The sequence below is a fragment of the Neoroseomonas marina genome (genome assembly GCF_012927745.1).
Classification (GTDB): domain Bacteria; phylum Pseudomonadota; class Alphaproteobacteria; order Acetobacterales; family Acetobacteraceae; genus Neoroseomonas; species Neoroseomonas marina.
Genome location: NZ_JABBKX010000008.1, coordinates 89,784 through 106,492 on the forward strand (window position 1 = coordinate 89,784; position 16,709 = coordinate 106,492).

20 protein-coding genes are annotated in these 16,709 nt (G+C 70.6%); 9 read left to right on the forward strand and 11 right to left on the reverse strand.

The features are described 5' to 3' along the window. Position 1 precedes the first annotated feature (1 nt). The gene (locus GWK16_RS19705) at positions 2 to 583 is read right to left on the reverse strand and encodes a dihydrofolate reductase family protein (protein WP_170055680.1); all 582 of its coding nucleotides are present in this window, start codon (positions 581 to 583) and stop codon (positions 2 to 4) included. An 82-nt stretch (positions 584 to 665) separates the two neighbouring features. On the opposite strand from GWK16_RS19705, the gene GWK16_RS19710 reads away from it, so the two are divergent. Together GWK16_RS19710 and GWK16_RS19715 are read left to right on the forward strand one after the other, a co-directional pair. Then, positions 666 to 1,175 (forward strand): winged helix-turn-helix transcriptional regulator, encoded by a 510-nt coding sequence (locus GWK16_RS19710; protein WP_211187583.1) that lies wholly within the window; start codon positions 666 to 668, stop codon positions 1,173 to 1,175. A 30-nt stretch (positions 1,176 to 1,205) separates the two neighbouring features. Continuing rightward, positions 1,206 to 1,574 carry an ArsC family reductase gene (locus GWK16_RS19715; protein WP_338144520.1) on the forward strand — a complete coding sequence of 123 codons (369 nt, stop codon included), beginning with the start codon at positions 1,206 to 1,208 and terminating at the stop codon, positions 1,572 to 1,574. Positions 1,575 to 1,646: 72 nt separating this feature from the next. Here the strand turns inward: GWK16_RS19715 and GWK16_RS19720 are convergent, their stop codons facing one another. The 5 genes from GWK16_RS19720 to GWK16_RS19740 are packed head-to-tail and all read right to left on the reverse strand — an operon-like array spanning position 1,647 to position 4,031. Further along, on the reverse strand, positions 1,647 to 2,117 hold the full coding sequence (locus GWK16_RS19720; RefSeq protein WP_170055681.1) for an SRPBCC family protein: 471 nt from the start codon (positions 2,115 to 2,117) through the stop codon (positions 1,647 to 1,649). Further along, positions 2,117 to 2,539 (reverse strand): VOC family protein, encoded by a 423-nt coding sequence (locus GWK16_RS19725; RefSeq protein WP_170055682.1) that lies wholly within the window; start codon positions 2,537 to 2,539, stop codon positions 2,117 to 2,119. Before GWK16_RS19725 ends, GWK16_RS19720 begins: the two co-directional genes overlap by 1 nt. Before the next feature lie 14 nt (positions 2,540 to 2,553). Then, positions 2,554 to 2,904 carry a DUF1428 domain-containing protein gene (locus GWK16_RS19730; RefSeq protein WP_170055683.1) on the reverse strand — a complete coding sequence of 117 codons (351 nt, stop codon included), beginning with the start codon at positions 2,902 to 2,904 and terminating at the stop codon, positions 2,554 to 2,556. Between the two features lie 24 nt (positions 2,905 to 2,928). After that, positions 2,929 to 3,402: a VOC family protein gene (locus GWK16_RS19735; protein WP_170055684.1), complete on the reverse strand. Its 474-nt coding sequence runs from the start codon at positions 3,400 to 3,402 to the stop codon at positions 2,929 to 2,931. Beyond that, positions 3,399 to 4,031, reverse strand: a complete 633-nt coding sequence (locus GWK16_RS19740; RefSeq protein WP_170055685.1) for a TetR/AcrR family transcriptional regulator — start codon at positions 4,029 to 4,031, stop codon at positions 3,399 to 3,401. The genes GWK16_RS19735 and GWK16_RS19740 overlap by 4 nt, the downstream gene beginning before the upstream one ends. Positions 4,032 to 4,156: 125 nt before the next feature. Here GWK16_RS19740 and GWK16_RS19745 point away from each other — a divergent pair, with 125 nt between their 5' ends. From GWK16_RS19745 to GWK16_RS19770, 6 genes are all read left to right on the forward strand, one after another. Further along, a complete protein-coding gene (locus GWK16_RS19745) occupies positions 4,157 to 5,725 on the forward strand; it encodes an ABC transporter substrate-binding protein (protein ID WP_170055686.1) in 1,569 nt (522 codons plus the stop codon). Positions 5,726 to 5,743: 18 nt separating this feature from the next. After that, positions 5,744 to 7,024, forward strand: coding sequence for an ArgE/DapE family deacylase (locus GWK16_RS19750; RefSeq protein ID WP_170055687.1), 1,281 nt, complete (start codon positions 5,744 to 5,746; stop codon positions 7,022 to 7,024). Further along, positions 6,964 to 7,980, forward strand: a complete 1,017-nt coding sequence (locus tag GWK16_RS19755; protein WP_170055688.1) for a tripartite tricarboxylate transporter substrate binding protein — start codon at positions 6,964 to 6,966, stop codon at positions 7,978 to 7,980. The genes GWK16_RS19750 and GWK16_RS19755 overlap by 61 nt, the downstream gene beginning before the upstream one ends. Then, positions 7,977 to 9,224, forward strand: coding sequence for a M28 family peptidase (locus GWK16_RS19760; RefSeq protein WP_170055689.1), 1,248 nt, complete (start codon positions 7,977 to 7,979; stop codon positions 9,222 to 9,224). The genes GWK16_RS19755 and GWK16_RS19760 overlap by 4 nt, the downstream gene beginning before the upstream one ends. 170 nt (positions 9,225 to 9,394) lie before the next feature. After that, a complete protein-coding gene (locus tag GWK16_RS19765; protein ID WP_170055690.1) occupies positions 9,395 to 11,101 on the forward strand; it encodes a GMC family oxidoreductase in 1,707 nt (568 codons plus the stop codon). Between the two features lie 115 nt (positions 11,102 to 11,216). Then, positions 11,217 to 12,251, forward strand: coding sequence for an amino acid ABC transporter substrate-binding protein (locus GWK16_RS19770; RefSeq protein WP_170055691.1), 1,035 nt, complete (start codon positions 11,217 to 11,219; stop codon positions 12,249 to 12,251). A 30-nt stretch (positions 12,252 to 12,281) separates the two neighbouring features. Here the strand turns inward: GWK16_RS19770 and GWK16_RS19775 are convergent, their stop codons facing one another. The 5 genes from GWK16_RS19775 to GWK16_RS19795 all read right to left on the reverse strand — a co-directional run bounded on the left by GWK16_RS19775 (position 12,282) and on the right by GWK16_RS19795 (position 16,436). After that, the gene (locus GWK16_RS19775; protein WP_170055692.1) at positions 12,282 to 12,614 is read right to left on the reverse strand and encodes a c-type cytochrome; all 333 of its coding nucleotides are present in this window, start codon (positions 12,612 to 12,614) and stop codon (positions 12,282 to 12,284) included. 103 nt (positions 12,615 to 12,717) lie between these two features. After that, entirely contained in the window at positions 12,718 to 13,725 is a 1,008-nt protein-coding gene (locus GWK16_RS19780; RefSeq protein WP_170055693.1) for a Vgb family protein, read from the reverse strand. 64 nt (positions 13,726 to 13,789) lie between these two features. Beyond that, positions 13,790 to 14,152: a hypothetical protein gene (locus tag GWK16_RS19785; RefSeq protein WP_170055694.1), complete on the reverse strand. Its 363-nt coding sequence runs from the start codon at positions 14,150 to 14,152 to the stop codon at positions 13,790 to 13,792. Positions 14,153 to 14,320: 168 nt separating this feature from the next. After that, on the reverse strand, positions 14,321 to 15,205 hold the full coding sequence (gene rpoH / locus GWK16_RS19790) for an RNA polymerase sigma factor RpoH (protein WP_211187586.1): 885 nt from the start codon (positions 15,203 to 15,205) through the stop codon (positions 14,321 to 14,323). Positions 15,206 to 15,431: 226 nt separating this feature from the next. Further along, positions 15,432 to 16,436, reverse strand: a complete 1,005-nt coding sequence (locus GWK16_RS19795) for an RluA family pseudouridine synthase (RefSeq protein ID WP_170055695.1) — start codon at positions 16,434 to 16,436, stop codon at positions 15,432 to 15,434. Here GWK16_RS19795 and GWK16_RS19800 point away from each other — a divergent pair. Then, positions 16,423 to 16,701 (forward strand): hypothetical protein, encoded by a 279-nt coding sequence (locus tag GWK16_RS19800; protein WP_338144521.1) that lies wholly within the window; start codon positions 16,423 to 16,425, stop codon positions 16,699 to 16,701. The genes GWK16_RS19795 and GWK16_RS19800 overlap by 14 nt on opposite strands. Positions 16,702 to 16,709 lie beyond the last annotated feature (8 nt).

Here is a 16,709-nt window from a genome sequence, read left to right on the forward strand (position 1 = left end):
ATCAGCCCTCCCGCGCGCGGCGGTAGCGCAGGATGACCGACCCGACCTCGAGGCGCCGGCAGTCGATGAGCGTCATGCGCGCCCCCGGGCGACCGTTGCGGAAGAAGGGCTCGCCCGCGCCGAGGAGCTCCGGCGTCACCATCAGCCAGAACTCGTCCACCACATCCAGCGCCAGAAGGCTGTTGGCGAGGTTCGATCCGCCGAAGGCGAAGATGTCCCCGCCGGTGACCTCGCGCTTCAGGCGCGCGACTTCGGCGGCAAGGTCGGGCCCCGCGATCCGGGCATTCCAGCCCGGATCGCCCGTGAGCGTGCGGGAGACGACCGTCTTGGGCAGGCCGTTCATCAGCGGCGCGTAGGAGATCTGCGCGGCGACGCTGGAAGGATCGGTTTCCGCCGGGCTCCAGAACCCCTTGTTGAAGAGGAAGTTCACCCGCCCGTAGATCAGGTGCCTCGCGCGGGAGAGGGCGGCGAGGGACCATTCGCGCTCGACCTCGTCCGACCATGGCGGCGGGGCGAACTCGCCGCCGGGTTTGACGAAGTACCCGTCGAGGCTCGTGAAGATGGACAGGACCAGGTCGGCCATGGGTTCCTCCCGCCAGTCTTTAACTGCTTGCTATTTGCAATCGGTGGATTCCTGCTCTGACCGATCCTAATTTGCAATCAGTATGACGTCGCCATCACCGATTGCTGAACCGCACCGTTCCGGCTGCCCGATCAACCTGGCGCTCGAGACGCTCGGCGATCGCTGGAGCCTGATCGTCATCCGCGACATGATGTTCGGGAACCGGCGCCACTTCCGCGAATTGCTGCAAGGGTCGACGGAGGGCATCGCCTCCAACATCCTGGCCGACCGGCTGAAGCGACTGGTCGCGGCCGGGCTGCTGACGCGCCGCGACGACCCGACGCATCGGCAGAAGGCCATCTACAGCCTGACGGAAGCGGGGATTCAGTTGCTGCCTGTGCTCGCGCAGCTCGGCGCCTGGGGACGCAGGCACAGGCCGACGACGCCCGATCTCGCGATCCGCGCACAGCTGCTCGAGGAAGGTGGACCCGCGCTGTGGGAGGCGTTCATGGACGAGCTGCGCCATCGCCATCTCGGCGCGCCCGATCCGGGCACGCGGGTGCTGGCGCGGCTGACCGCCGCCCATGAGGCCCTGGCCGCGAAAACGGCGTAGCCTGGGCCAGCGAATCACCGGAGACGCCCCGTGCCCACGCCGATCACCATCCACGGCATCAAGAACTGCGACACGATGAAGAAGGCGCGTGCCTGGCTCGACTCCCACGGCGTTGCGCATGCCTTCCACGACTACAAGACCGCGGGCATCGACGCCGCGACGCTGCAAGCGTGGGCGAAGAAGGTCGGGTGGGAGACGCTGCTCAACCGCAGCGGCACCACTTTCCGCAAGCTGCCCGACGGCGACAAGGAAGGCCTGACCGAGGCGCGCGCGCTGGCGCTGATGCAGGCCCAGCCCTCGATGATCAAGCGCCCGGTCCTCGCCCTCGGAGACAGGTTGCTCGTCGGCTTCGACGCGGCGGCATACCAGGACGCGATCGCGTCACTGCCGCGCGACTGACCGAAGCGCCCACCGCGGACCATCCCGCCGGAGGCCGGCGGCCTCCGGCGGGACGCGCCCGTGGGATGGACGTCACAGCGTCCGTGCGAGCGCGACGAGCTGGTCCGCCGCCTTGCCCCAGCCTTCGTGGAAGCCCATGGCCTCGTGCTTCGCGCGGGTCTCGGCATCGGCGTGCCGCACGACGGCGCGGTACAGCGTGCCGCTGCCCTGCGGATCGAAGGTGAGGGTCCCCGACATGAAGGGCTCCGCCCGGGGGCGGTAGTCCTCCTCCATCGCATCGGTCCACACCAGGCGCCGCTCCGGCACGATCTCGAGGAAGCAGCCGCTCTGCGGCATCGCCTCGCCGTCCGGGCCGCGGATCACCGATTTGAAGCGCCCGCCCGGACGCAGGTCGATATCGAAATCGGTGGCGCGCCAGGGCACCGGACAGAACCATTGCTCGAGCAACGCAGGCTGCGTCCAGCAGGCCCAGACCTTGGACGGGGGAACATCGAGCAGACGCTCGAAGACCAGGTCGCGCTCGGGATCGACAGCGGCCCCCATCACGGCGCGTCCTGGAACACGCCGATCATCCACAGCACGCCGAAGCGGTCCTGCACCATGCCGAAGGCCGGGCTGAAGAAGGTCGCGCTGATCGGCATGCGCACCTCCCCGCCGTCCGACAGGCCGGTGAAGAAGCGCTCGGCTTCCGCCGCGTCGCGCGCGGGCAGGGAGACGCCGAAGCCGGCGAACTTCGCCGCTCCCGCGCAATGCCCGTCGGAGATCATCAGGGGCAGGTCGCCGATGCGGATCTCGGCGTGCATGATCTTGTGCTCGGACCCGGGCGGCATCATGCCGGGCGGCGGCGGTTGCGGGCTGTCGCTGTTGCGCATCAGCATCGCCGTCGTCGCGCCGAGCGCCTTCGCATAGAAGGCGATCGCCTCCTCGGCGCGGCCTTCGTAGAAGAGATAGGGGGTGATGGACATGCCGTATCTCCGTCTCAGGCGTTCACGAGGACGCTGAAGCCGCCATAGATCATGCGCTTGCCGTCGAAGGGGGCGTCGACGCCCTCCATCTTCATGCGCGGGTCTTCCATGATCTTCTTCCAGCCGGCGTCGCGGACGTCCTTCGATGGCCAGGTGATCCAGGAGAAGACGACCGTCTCGTTCTCCTCCTGCTTCACCGCCATGCGGAAGGAGGTGAGCTTGCCTTCCGGCACGTCGTCGCCCCAGCACTCGACCATCGACACCACGCCGAATTCCTTGAAGATCGGCGCGCAGCGCTCGGCATGTTCGCGATAGGCGTCCTTCTTCGCGCTCGGCACCGCGAGCACGAAACCATCGACATACATCGGACTTCCTCCTTGTTCCCGGCTTCAGGATTCGTGGAACGCCGCCTCGAGTGCGGCGGCGTCGATCTTCACCATCTGCATCAGCGCGGCGATCACGCGGCCGCGCTGGGCTCCGTCGCCGGCCTTCATCAGGCGCGGCAAGGCCTCGGGCACCACCTGCCAGGCGACGCCGAAGCGATCCTTCAACCAGCCGCAGGCCTGCGCCTGGCCGCCGTCCAGAAGCGCGTTCCAGACCCGGTCCAGTTCGGCCTGATCGGCGCAGAGGGCAACCAGGGAGAACGCATTCGTGAAGCCTTCCCCGGGGTTGCCGTTCATCGCGAGGACCGAGGTGCCGGGCAGGCTGAATTCCACCAGCAGGACGCCGCCCTCGGGCCCCGGGCCGCCCGGCGGGATGCGGACGACATCGCCCATGCGCGCACCCGGGATCGTCGCGCAGTAGAAGCGCGCCGCCTCTTCGGCTTCGCTGGCGAACCACAGGTTCGCCGAGATCGTCGTCATGGCCCGGTTCCTTCCCGCTGGCCCGGCACCGCGAACAGGCATTCGATGTAGCGGCGCAGGTGGTGCATGCATTCGATGGCGGGGGCCGGGCCGCCGGCGGCCTTGGCGAGCACGAAGCCGCCCTGGATCACCGCCATGATGTGCAGGGCGAGCCCGGCCGCCGAGACGCCCTCGATGCCATGGGAGGCGAAGGCCGCCTCGATCTCCGCCTCCAGCGGCGCGAGATGGCTGCGGATGCCGGCCTCGCAGGCGGCCTGCAGCGCGGGATGGGTCGAGAAGGTCTCCTGCACCATCATGCCGATGAGGCAGGTGAAGTGCGGGATCTCGCCGCGCAGGATCGCCGTCCGGAAGTCGACATAGGCCAGCACGCGCTGGAGCGGATCGGCGTGGTCCCGCCAGCCGGAGCGGACGAACAGCGCCTCGAGCCACTCCAGGAACCGTGCCGCGGCGGCGATGCCGAGCTCTTCCTTGCTGCGGAAGTGGTGGAAGAACGCGCCCTTGGTCACGCCGGCGGCGCGGCAGAGGTCATCGATCGAGGTGGCCTCGTAGCCCCGCGTGCGGATCTGCACGAGGGCGGCGTCGAGCAGCCTGGCCCTGGCATCCCCGGTGCGGCGCGGCGTCCTTTCCATGACGAGGAACATACCGACCGGTTGGTATGTTTGGCAACCCAAGATTGCGATGCTTGACGGCCGCGGCTGCGGCCCCGGAGGCTGACCGGACGGCGGGCGACAGATCCTGCCGCTGGGAGGAAGCCATGCCGAAGCGAATGCTCGGCGCCGCGCTCGCGGCGCTGATCGCGGCCATGCCGGCCGCCGCGCAGCGCACGCTGATCATGGGCGTCCAGACGCCGCCCTCGGCGCTGGACCCGCATTTCCACAACACCACCAACAACACGATGATGCTCATGCAGATCTATGAGCGTCTGTTCGAGCTCGACAATCGCGCGGTGCCGCAGCCGCGCCTCGCCACCTCCATGCGGGCCATCGACGAGCTGACCTGGGAGGTGAAGCTGCGCCCCGGCGTGCGCTTCCACGACGGCACGCCGCTCGAGGCCGCGGACATACCCTATACCTTCGCGCGCATCCCGACGGTGCCCAACAGCCCGGCGCTCTATACGCCGGCGGTGCGCGTCATCAGCGCGGTCGACATCGTCGACGCGACGACGATCCGCATCCGCACGCATGAGCCGAACCCGCTGATGGCCTTCGACATGGCGGCGCCGTTCATCCTCTCCCGCCGCATCCACGGGGACAATCCGGCGACCTCGGACTTCACGAGCGGGCGGCTCGCCATCGGTACCGGGCCCTATCGCCTCGTCTCCTTCGCCCAGAACGAGCGGATGGAGATCGCCCGCAACCCGACCTACTGGGGCGCGCCGGAACCCTGGGACCGCGTGACGATCCGCTTCATCCCGCAGGCCGCCTCGCGCAGCGCGGCGCTCCTGGCCGGCGAGGTGGACCTCATCGACTACGTGCCCGTGCAGGACGTCGAGACCTTCCGCCGCGACCCGCGCTTCGCGCTGTTCGAGGTCGACAGCGTCACCTACGTCTACCTCTTCCCGGATTCGATGCGCGATACCTCGCCCTTCGTCGCCGATCGGCAGGGCAACCCGCTGCCGGGCAATCCGCTGGCCGACCGGCGGGTGCGGGAGGCGCTCTCGCTCGCCATCAACCGGGAGGCCATCGCGACGCGGCTCTACCAGGGCCAGGCCAGCCCCGCCGACCAGTTCGCCGCGCCGATCGCCGAGCACCGCCTGCCGGCGCCGGGTCCGCTGCCGCACGACATCGCCCGCGCCCGCGCGCTGCTCGCCGAGGCCGGCTACCCCGACGGCTTCCGGCTGACGGTGCATGGGCCGAACGGGTTCTTTCCGTCCGACCAGAACCTGCTGCAGGCGCTGGCGCAGCAATTCACCCGCGTCGGCATCGAGACCACCGTGCAGGCGCTGCCGCCGGCGAACCTCTTCACCCGGGCGACGAACCGCGAATTCTCGCTCTTCATGACCTATTTCAGCAGCTACCTGACCATCAACCCGCTGCGGCAGGTGGTGGCGACGCGCAACCCGGACCTCGGCTTCGGCCCTTTCAACCGGCAGCGCTACTCCAACCCCGCGATCGACGAGCCGCTGCGCCTCGCGCTGACGACGATGGACCCCGAGCGCCGCCAGGTGCTGACGCATCAGGCAGCGCGTGCCCTGCAGGAGGACAAGGGCGTCATCCCCGTGATCTTCCTCCGCAACACATGGGCTGGTCGTCGCGACCGGGTCGTCTACGATCCCTCCCCGGTGAACCACACCACGGCGGTGCTCGCGCGTCCGCCGAACTGAAGGACAGAGAGAGCGCCCATGCCCGACGCCGCGGCCCGCGACAGCATCTTCGCCGCCATCGATGCGAATTTCGACCGCCAGGTGGCCTTCCTGCAGGAACTGGTGCGCTTCCCCTCCCTCCGCGGGCGCGAGGCGCCGCTGCAGGACTGGTTCGCGCGCCAGATGGCCACGCGCGGCTATGCGGTGGACCGCTTTTCCATCGCCGATGTGCCGGACCACCCGAAGATGGCGCCGATGGTCGATGCCGATCCGGCCGCGAGCATCCAGGTCGTCGCCTCCCATCGTGCCGCCAACCCCACGGGCCGCAGCCTGATCCTGCAGGGCCACATCGACGTGGTGCCGGAAGGCCCGCACGGGATGTGGACCTACCCGCCCTATTCCGCGACCATCCGCGACGGCTGGATGTACGGCCGTGGCGCGCATGACATGAAGTCCGGCGTCGCCTGCATGGTCTTCGCCATGGACGCGATCCGCGCCGCGGGCTTCGAGCCCGCCGCCGATGTCTACGTGCAGACGGTGACGGAGGAGGAGAGCACCGGCAACGGCGCGCTGGCCGCCCTGCTGCGCGGCTACCGCGCCGATGCCGCGCTGGTGCCCGAGCCGACCGGCCATACCATCACCCGCACCCAGACCGGGACGATCTGGTTCCGCCTGCGCGTGCGCGGCGTGCCCGTCCATGTCGCCGTCGCGCAGGACGGCACCAACGCGATCATGTCGGCCTATGCGCTGATCAACGCGCTGTACGCGCACACCAAGGTGCTGAACGCGGAAGCGAAGTCCAACCCCTGGTATGCGGACATCAAGGACCCGATCAAGTTCAACCCCGGCATCATCCGCGGCGGCGACTGGGCGTCCTCGACCCCCGCCTGGTGCGAGGTGGATTGCCGCATCGGCCTCGTGCCCGGCATGACGCCCGAGGAAGCGATGGCGCGCGTCGAGGCCTGCGTGAAGACGGCGGCCAAGACCGACGCCTTCATGGCGAACAACCCGCCCGAGATCATCTGGACCGGCTTCCAGACCGACCCCTACGTGCTCGAGCCCGGCAGCGAGGCGGAAGCGGTGCTCGCCGCCGCCCATGCTTCGGTGCATGGGGGCGAGATGCCCGAACGCCGCACCACGGCGGTCAACGACGCGCGCTACTACGGGCTCTACTTCGGCTTCCCCGGCCTCTGCTATGGGCCCAAGGGCGAAGTGGCGCACGGTTTCGACGAACGCACCTCGATCGAGGACCTCCGCACATGCACGAGAACCATCGCGACCTTCATCGCCGACTGGTGCGGCCTGCGCCCGAAGGGCTGAGGCGACGCGCGCTGCTGGGCGCGGCGGGGGCGGTCCTCGCCGCCCCCGCGCTCGCGCAGTCGGACTGGCCGAACAAGGCGATCCGCCTGGTCGTACCCTTCGCGCCCGGCGGGTCGTCGGACGTGCTGGCGCGACTGATCCAGCCGGGCCTCGGGGCTGCGCTCGGCCAGCCGGTGGTGGTTGAGAACCGGTCCGGCGCGGGGTCGATGCTCGGGACCGAGGTCGTCGCGCGCTCGCCGGCGGATGGGTACACGCTGCTGTTCGCGGACCTGCCCTACGCCATCGTGCCGGCGCTGCAGGCGCGCATGCCCTATGACGTCGAGAAGGACCTGGTCCCCGTGGTCATGGTCGGCGCGGCGCCGCTGCTGATCTTCGGCCATCGGTCCCTGCCGGCGCGCAACGCGGCGGAATTCGCGGCACTCGCGAAGGCGCGACCCGGGCACTACACCTTCGGATCGGGCGGCGTCGGCGCGGCCTCGCACATGATGGGGGAGCTGTTCCAGATCGCCACCGGCACGCAGCTGACGCACGTGCCCTATCGCGGCGGCGGGCCGGCGATCCAGGATCTCGCGGCGGGCAACCTGAACACGGTGTTCGTCACCGTGGCGTCGGCCGCGCCGCAATTGTCCTCAGGGCAGATCACCGGGCTCGGCGTGATGTCGGCCGAGCGCATGCGCAGCCATCCCGACATTCCGACCTTCCGCGAACAGGGGATCGACCTGGTGGCGGAGCATTGGTGGGGGTTGCTCGCGCCCGCGCGCACGCCGGATCGGATCATCGAGAGGATCGCCGCCGCCATGCCAGCCGTCCTGGCCGCGCCCGACATGGCGCCGCGGCTCGAGGCGCTGGCGGTGATCCCGCGCAGCGACGGGCCGGCTGCCTTCGGGGCGCGCATCCGCCAGGACGTCGCCCGCTACGGGGAGATCGCGCGCACGCGCGGCATCACCGCGCAGTGACGCTCGCCGCCTTTCTCGGCCGCGTCGCCGCGGATGCCGCGCTGGCGGAGGATTTCGCGGCGATCTGCGACACCGGCGGACGCTTGCAGGGCAGCGCGAGCGCCGCCCGCGGCTTCGCGCTGATGGCCGAACGCATGGCGGCGATCGGGCCTGTCAGCGATGAGCCGACGCCCTACGCCGGCTGGACCTGCCACGAGGCGCGACTGACCGACCTCGCGAGCGGCCGCGACCTTGCCTGCGCGCCGCTGCTCGGCGCGGCGGCGACGCCGCCTGAAGGGCTCGTGCTCGACACGCTCGATTGCGGGCGCGGGGCGCCGGGGGCCTATGGCGAGGCGGCGGGGCGCGCGGTCCTGGCGCGGCACGAATATCCCTTCGCGGCCTGGACGGTGCATCGGCGCGTCAAGCTGAACGCCGCGGCCGAGGCCGGCGCCGCCGCCTTCCTGATCGTTCAGCCGGAACCGGGCGTGGGCCCGGTCTCGGGGTCGAGCGGGCGTGGGGGCGGGGAGGGGATCCCGGCGCTCGGCATCAGCGCGGAGGCCGGGGCGCTGCTCGCCGAGGGCCGGCGCGTGCGGGTCACGCTGCGCGGGGAGGACCATGCGGCGACGACGCCGACGCTGGTGCTCGACCTGCCCGGGCGCAGCGAGGACCGCGTGGTGCTGTCGGCGCATCTCGACGGACATCCGCTGGGGGAGAGCGCGATCGACAACGGGACGGGCCTTGCCGCCGCGCTGTGCCTCGCGCGCGCGGCCGCGCCCTTCGTGCCGGACTGCCCGCGCGGGCTGACGCTGTGCGTCTTCGGCGCGGAGGAATGGGCGCTGGCGGGCTCGCGCGCCTGGCTGGCCGCGCTGCCGGCGGAGCGGCGGGCGCGGATGGCGGTGAACATCAACCTCGATTCCATCGCGGGCGGGTCGTCGCTGACGGCGCTGACGAGCGGCTTCGCCGGGCTCGGCCCGTTCCTGCGCGACGCGGCCGCGGCGGTCGGCCTGCCGCTGCGCACGCACCTGCCGCTGATGACGAATTCCGACCATGCGAACTTCGCCGCGCAAGGGATTCCGGCGGCGCGGCTGGTGTCGGGATTCGACGAGCCCGGCAGCGCGCTGCGCTACCTGCTGACGGCGGCCGATACCCGCGCCGTCGTGCCCGTGCAGGAACTCAAGGCGGCGACGATCACAGCCGGGGCGTTGCTGTGGGCGGCGTTGTCCGCCCCGCCCGAGGCGCTGGCCGCCCTCCCTAGCGCCAGATAAGGGCTTCCAAAGGCCGTTCGGCCGATGGGACCCCAAGGACGTCGCACGGCAACGTCCTTGGGAACCCGCGGCGGGGAGAGTCCGAGAGGGGCGGCGCCTCTCTCGGAGACCCTTCCGCCCCGCTGCGGTCGATGGTCTTCTGCGCCCCGGACCAGTCGGGGGAAACGGATTTGTACGACTACATCATCGTCGGCGGCGGTTCCGCCGGCTCGGTGCTGGCGCATCGCCTGTCCACGCCCGGCGCCAACAAGGTGCTGCTCTGCGAGGCCGGCCCCGACACCCCGCCCGGCCAGGTCCCGGCGACGATCCTCGATACCTATCCGGGCCAGGCCTATTTCGATCCGCGCTTCCACTGGACCGAGCTGAAGGTCCGCACGCAGGTCGTCTCCCACAACAACCCCGATGCCGACCGGCCGCCGCTGCGCAAGTACGAACAGGCGCGAGTGCTGGGCGGCGGGTCCTCGATCAACGGGCAGATGGCCAATCGCGGGGCGCCGCACGACTACGACGAGTGGGAACGGCGTGGTGCGGCCGGGTGGAACTGGGATGCGGTGCTGCCCTACTTCAAGAAGGTCGAGCGTGACCTCGACTTCGACAATGAATGGCATGGACGCGAGGGCCGCATCCCGGTCCGCCGCATTCCCGAAGCCGAATGGCCGGTGCATTCCAAGGCGACGGCCGAGGCCTTCCGCCAGGCGGGGTTCAAGAAGCTCGACGACCAGAACGGCGCCTTCGAGGACGGCTACTTCCCTCTGACGGTGAACGTGACCGAGACGCGCGTCTCGGCCGCGATCGGCTACCTGGATGCGGAGACGCGCAAGCGGCCGAACCTGACGCTGTCCACCGACACGCAGGTGATGGGCCTGATCTTCGAGGGCACGCGCTGCACCGGCATCCGCGCCCTGGTGAAGGGGCAGGAACAGGCGTTCCGCGGGCGGGAGGTGATCCTCTGCACCGGTGCGATCCATTCGCCGGCGCATCTGATGCGCGCGGGCATCGGCCCCGCGGCGCATCTGAAGGAGCACGGCATCGAGGTCCGCGCCGACCTGCCCGGGGTGGGGCAGGGGCTGATGGACCACCCGGCCATCTCGCTGTCCTCCTTCATCAAGCCCGAGGCGCGGCTGAACCGGACGAAGCTGCGTCGGCACATGCTGGTGGGGCTGCGCTTCTCCTCGGGCATCGAGGGCGCGCCGCCGGGCGACATGTTCATGTCGGTGGCCAGCAAGTCGGCGTGGCACGCGGTGGGCGAGCAGGTCGGCTCGATGCTGACCTGGGTGAACAAGACCTATTCCCAGCGGGGGCAGGTGCGGCTGGTCTCGACCGACTGGCGGGCGCATCCGGATGTCGAGTTCAACCTGCTGTCCGACCGGCGCGACCTCGAGCGGCTGATGATCGGCTTCAAGCTGGCCGCGGCGCTGAACCTCTCCGCCCCGCTCGCCGCCGTCTCGGCGGATCCCTTCCCGGCCTTCTATTCGGACCGGGTGCGGCGGATCGGCGTGGTGAACACCAAGAACCGGCTGATCACGTCCTTCATCGCGAAGTTCCTCGACGGGCCGGCGGCGCTGCGCCGCGCCTTCATCGACCGCTTCGTGGTGGAGGGCTTCACCTTCCGCCAGGTCATGGAGGACGACGAGGCGCTGGAGGAGTTCATCCGCAAGGGGACGATCGGCGTCTGGCACGCCTCCTGTTCCTGTCGGATGGGGGCGGATGGGGACCCGATGGCGGTGGTCGACGCCGCCGGGCGGGTCCGGGGGGTGTCCGGGCTGCGGGTGGTCGACGCCTCGGTCTTCCCGGTCGTGCCCTCGGCGAACACCAATTTCCCGACGCTGATGACGGCCGAGAAGATGGCCGACGCGATCCTGTCCCCGGCCGGCTGATCGCCTGCCGCGGCGCACACGCAGGGCCTTGGCGGGGTGCCGGGGGGGCGGGCATGCTCCCGTTCGGGCCGGCCGCAGCAGGGACGGCTTGGAACGACAAATGGGAGACTGAAGAATGATCAAACTGGGCACCCGGATCGCGGGTGTGGCGGCGGCAGCGATGCTGGCCTGGGCCGGACAGGCCGAGGCGCAGCAGGCCCCGGCCGACACGGTCGCCGCCATCCGCGCGCGCGGACAGCTCATCTGCGGCGTCGCGGTCAACGCGCCGGGCTTCGCGCTGCCGGACAGCCGCGGCGAATTCCGCGGCCTCGACGTCGACACCTGCCGCGCGGTCGCGGCCGCGATCCTCGGCGACGCCACCAAGGTGCGCTTCGTGCCGAACACCACGGTGCAGCGCTTCCCGATGCTGCAGTCGGGCGAAATCGACATCCTGGTGCGCAACACGACCTGGTCGATGGCGCGCGAGACGCAGCTCGGCCTCGCCTTCGCCGGCATCAACTTCTACGACGGCCAGGGATTCATGGTCCGCCGCTCCTCGGGCATCACCTCCGCCCGGCAGCTCGACGGCGCGACGGTCTGCGTCCAGCCCGGCACGACGACCGAGCTCAACCTGACCGACTACTTCCGCACCAACCGCATGCGCTTCACCCCCGTGGTGATCGAGCAGGCGGAGGAAATCCGCGCCGCCTTCGTCGCCGGCCGCTGCGACGCCTACACCAACGACGCCTCCTCGCTCGCCTCCTTCCGCGCCACGCGCACGACGGATGCGAACGAGTTCGTCCTGCTGCCCGAGATCATCTCGAAGGAGCCGCTCGGCCCGGCGGTCCGCAAGGGTGACTGGCGCTTCTTCGACATCGTGCGCTGGTCCCTGTTCGCCCAGATCGCCGCGGAGGAGATGGGCCTGAATAGCGGCAACGTCGAGGAGATCGCCCGCACCACCACCAACCCGGACATCCAGCGCCTCGTCGGTCGGACAGGCGACCTGGGCCGGTCCATGGGCCTCGAGAACGACTGGGCGGTGCGCATCATCCGCCAGGTCGGCAACTACGCCGAGATGTACGAGCGGAACATCACCCCGATCGGCATCCCGCGCGGCGTGAACAACCTGTGGAACAACGGCGGCCTGCACTACGCACCGCCGATCCGCTGAGGTAATGGGTAGGGGCGCGGCGACGCGCCCCTACCGCATCAGGTAGTCGACGATCGCGCGGCGCGCGGCCGCATCCCGGACCCCGTTCCCGCCCATCCAGAGGCCGGGGAACATCTCCTCCGGGTCTTCCAGGAATTCCGACAGCCGCGCCGCCGTCCAGGCGCCCTGCGCCCCGCGCAGCGCGGGCGAGTAGTCGAAGCGCGGGTCGCCGCCGATACGGCGCCCGGCGAGGCCCGCGAGGTTCGGGCCGGGGCCGGGCGGGGCGCCGGCGTCGGCCGCATGGCAGGAAACGCAGCGGGCCTCGAAGGCGGCGCGGCCGTCCTGGGCCAGCGCCGGGGCGGCGAGCAGGGCAAGCGTCAGCACGGTCGCCAGACGGCCGGGGGGACCGAATGCCCCCCAAATCCCCCCTCCGTCCTCGATCACCTGGAGGGGCGGTCCTGGGGCGAGGGGGCGTTCGTCCTCCCGCTCATAGCCCGTATTCGATCCGCACGATCCGGTCCGTCCCGCTCTCCCCGCCCCAGGCCTCGCCCGCGATGCCATCCATCTGCCGGACGTTGGCGCCGCTGCGGTCGGAGGGGAAGGCGAGGAAGCCCTCGGTCGTCGGGTCGAAGCGCAGGATGGCGTTGGCCGAGAAATCCGTGACCCAGACCTTGTCCGTCGGATCGACCCAGACGGAGTAGCAGCGGGGCCGTTCCCCCGGCAGGCGCCACACGCCCCACCGCCCGGTCATCGGGTCGTGGACGGAGAGGTTCCCGCTGTTCCACTCGCTGACCCAGAGCCGTCCGCGGCTGTCCGTCCAGACCCGACGCGCACCTTGGTTGGGCGTCGGCGGTTCGAGGATCTGGACACGCAGCGCTTCGGCCGTCGTCGCCTCCGTGTCGATGCGCGCGAGGTGGTTGCCGGCGAGGGAGACGTACCAGACCGTGCCCTGCGGCGTCTTCGTGATGCCATAGGGGCCGCGACCGCGCGGGGCCTCCCAGACCTCCATCCGCTCGGTGGCGGGCACGAAGCGGCCCACCACGCCATTCTGCCCGGTGAACCACAGCGTGCCGCGATCGTCGAACACCGCGGTGTTGAGGTTCGCGTCGTTGAAGCGCTGCGGCAGACGCCACAGCGTGACGCGATGGTCGGCGGGATCGACCCGTGCGATGGCGTTCTGCCCGCCCTCGGTGACCCAGGCCGCGCCATCCGGCCCGCGGATGACGCCATGCGGCGCCGCCCCGGGGCCGAGGGTCACGACGCGGATGGCGCCGCTCCGCGGATCGAGCCGGTTCAGCGTGCCGTTGCGCTGCCCGCAGAACCAAACGGTCCCATCGCCAGCGGCCGTCACGTCGCGCGACCCGACGCGGCCCGACCCTTCCGTGCGGGCGTTGAACCACGTCACGCGGTAGCCCGGCGGCGTGGCGTTGGCGGATGCGAAGATGGGCGCGGCCGCCCCCGCGGCGGTCAGGGCGATCATGTCGCGGCGACGCATGGCGGTCCTCCTTCCCGGGAATGGACGCGCCATCATTTCGTGCGCAGACGGGCGCCCGCAAGCCTCACGAGGGCGGCGGAGCGACCGGTAGCGCGGAGGTGTAGGGCTCGATGCGGTAGGTGTCCTGCCGCAGGATCGAGATCCGCCCGTTGGGGCCGTAGCGCGTCGACCCGTCCGGCGCGCGGCCGACGGTGTAGCGCCAGGCGCCGATCTGGCCCTCGGAAGCCAGGCGGCGGCCGATCCGCTCGACCTCCGGCCCGCTCCCGAGCGCGGCGAGTTCGGCCGGCGTGAGACCGATGATGATCTCGTCCCGCTGGGAGACGACGCGGAACAGCAGGATGGAAGGTGCCTGGGCCCGAGCGGGCGCGATGCTGGCGGCGACCATGGGCGTCGCCAGCAGCGTCAGGCGGCGGGAGAGGAACGGCATCGTCGTGGTCCTGGACCGGTGGCCGCCCCGCCTGTTCCCGGGCCTGGCGTGGCGTGGCGCCATCCTACGCCAGCCAGGCGCCGGCGCGAGCGATGCATGTCACGTGCAAACGACGAAGGGCGGCGGATCGCTCCGCCGCCCCTCGGGCATTCCGAAACTGCGCCTGGGTCAGCCGACCGTCAGGCGCCGCTCCACGACCTGCTGCTTCATCGACTTCTGCAGCTTCTCGAAGGCGCGGACCTCGATCTGGCGGACGCGCTCGCGGCTGATGTTGTACTGCTGCGAGAGCTCCTCGAGCGTGGTCGGCTCCTCCTTGAGCCGGCGTTCGATCAGGATGTGGCGCTCGCGCTCGTTGAGAGTCTTGAGCGCGCCGTTGAGCAGGTCGCGGCGGTTGGACATGTCCTCCCGCTCGGCGAGTTCCTCCTCCTGGCTCTCGCCGTCGTCGACCAGCCAGTCCTGCCATTCGCCCTCGCTGTCGGCGCGGACGGGGGCATTCAGGCTGTGGTCCGGGCTGGCGAGGCGCCGGTTCATGCTGACCACGTCCTGTTCGGGGACCTGGAGGGCATGGGCGATCTTCGCCACCTGCTCGTCCTTGAGGTCGCCTTCCTCGAGCGCGGACATCTGCGCCTTCAGGCGGCGCAGGTTGAAGAACAGCTTCTTCTGCGACGCCGTGGTGCCCATCTTCACGAGCGACCAGGAGTGCAGGATGTATTCCTGGATGGCGGCGCGGATCCACCACATCGCATAGGTGGCCAGGCGGAAGCCGCGCTCCGGGTCGAAGCGCTTCACCGCCTGCATCATGCCGACATTGCCTTCGGAGATCAGTTCGCCGACGGGCAGCCCGTAGCCGCGGTAGCCCATGGCGATCTTGGCGACGAGTCGAAGATGCGACGTGACCAGCTTGTGTGCGGCCCGTTCGTCACCATCTTCCTTCCAACGGCGCGCCAAGTTCAGCTCTTCCTCTGGCGAGAGCATCGGGAACTTGCGGATCTCCTGCAGATAGCGGGAGAGGTTCCCTTCCGTCGCCATGGGAATGGCCATGCTGGAAGCCATGGGTCATCTGCCTCCTGGGCCGGGCGGACCCCCCGTGACGGCGGGGCGCGCAAGCGGCCTAACCTCGGTTGTGTCGCCTCCCTCAGGGCCCTGAGCCCGGGCCGCCAGCCCCGGTCACGACGGGGCAGGCCGGACGGGGTGCTGAGCGGCACCCTTCGGAATCCGACAACGCCCTTGTACCGCTCCCGGTTTCGCAGCGCAAGAAAAACCGACTGCAATAGTCGGGTTACTGGCTGTTACCATCCAGCAACGCGACGAGGGTCCTGAGGTCGTCCGGCAAGGGGCTTTCGAAGGATAGGGCCTGTCCGGTTACGGGGTGCGCGAAGCCGAGCGTCGCGGCGTGCAGCGCCTGGCGGGGGAAGGCCAGCAGGGCGCTGCGCGTGTCCTCGGGCAGCAGCCGGGCCGAGGCGGGGCTGCGCCGCAGGTAGACCGGGTCCCCCACCAGGGGGTGGCCGATATGGGCCATGTGGACCCGGATCTGGTGCGTCCGCCCGGTCAGCAGCCGGCATTCCACGAGGGAGACGGCCGCCCCCCAGGCCCGGCGCAGCTTGTAACGGGTCGTGGCCGGCTTGCCGCCCCGTGTGACCACGGCCATGCGCTTGCGGTCGGCCGGGTGGCGGCCGATGGCGGCGGAGACCTCGCCCTCGGTCGGCGCCGGCAGCCCCCAGGCGAGGGCCAGGTAGGCCCGGTCGAGGTCGCGGGCGGCGAAGGCCTCGGACAGCGCGCGGTGGGCGCGTTCGGTCTTGGCCGCGACCATGACGCCCGAGGTGTCCTTGTCGAGGCGGTGGACGATGCCCGGCCGCTTCTCCCCGCCGATGCCGGGCAGGTCCTCCCCCGCATGGGCGAGCAGCGCGTTGACCAGCGTCCCGTCGAGATTGCCCGGGGCCGGGTGGACGACCAGGCCCGCGGGCTTGTCGACCACGATCAGGTCCCGGTCCTCGTACAGGATCGTCAGCGGGATGGCCTGGGGCTGGGGCGTGGCGGGGACGGCCGGCGGGATCTCGACCGCATAGCGGGCGCCGGCGCGGACTGATTCGGACGGGTCGGTCATGGGCGCGCCGTCGCGCGAGGCGTGGCCGGCCTCGATCAGCGCCTTGACCCGGGAGCGCGAGAGCGAACCTATGGCATCCGCGAGGAAGCGGTCGGCGCGGCTGCCGGCGGCCTCAGGGGGTGCGAGGGCTTCGACGCGCTCCGGTTCGGTGGACGAGGGGGTAGGGGTGGCTGGGCTCAAGGCTCTGGTGATCGGAATGGGGGTGCTGATCGTCGTCGGCACCGTGGCGCTGGGGATCGTGCTCGTCCAGCGGCTTGGCGGCAGTCAGCCGCCGGCGCGCATGGCCCAGCACGTCCTGGGGGAACCGGAAGGCAGCCGCATCGGGGGAATCGCGGCGATCGACCGGTCCCTCGCCATCTGGGTGCTGCGGCCCGACGGCGAAAGGGTCGTGCTGGTCGATCCCGCGAGTGGGCGGCGGACCGGCGAGATCCGCCTGCGCGACTGAGGCGCCCC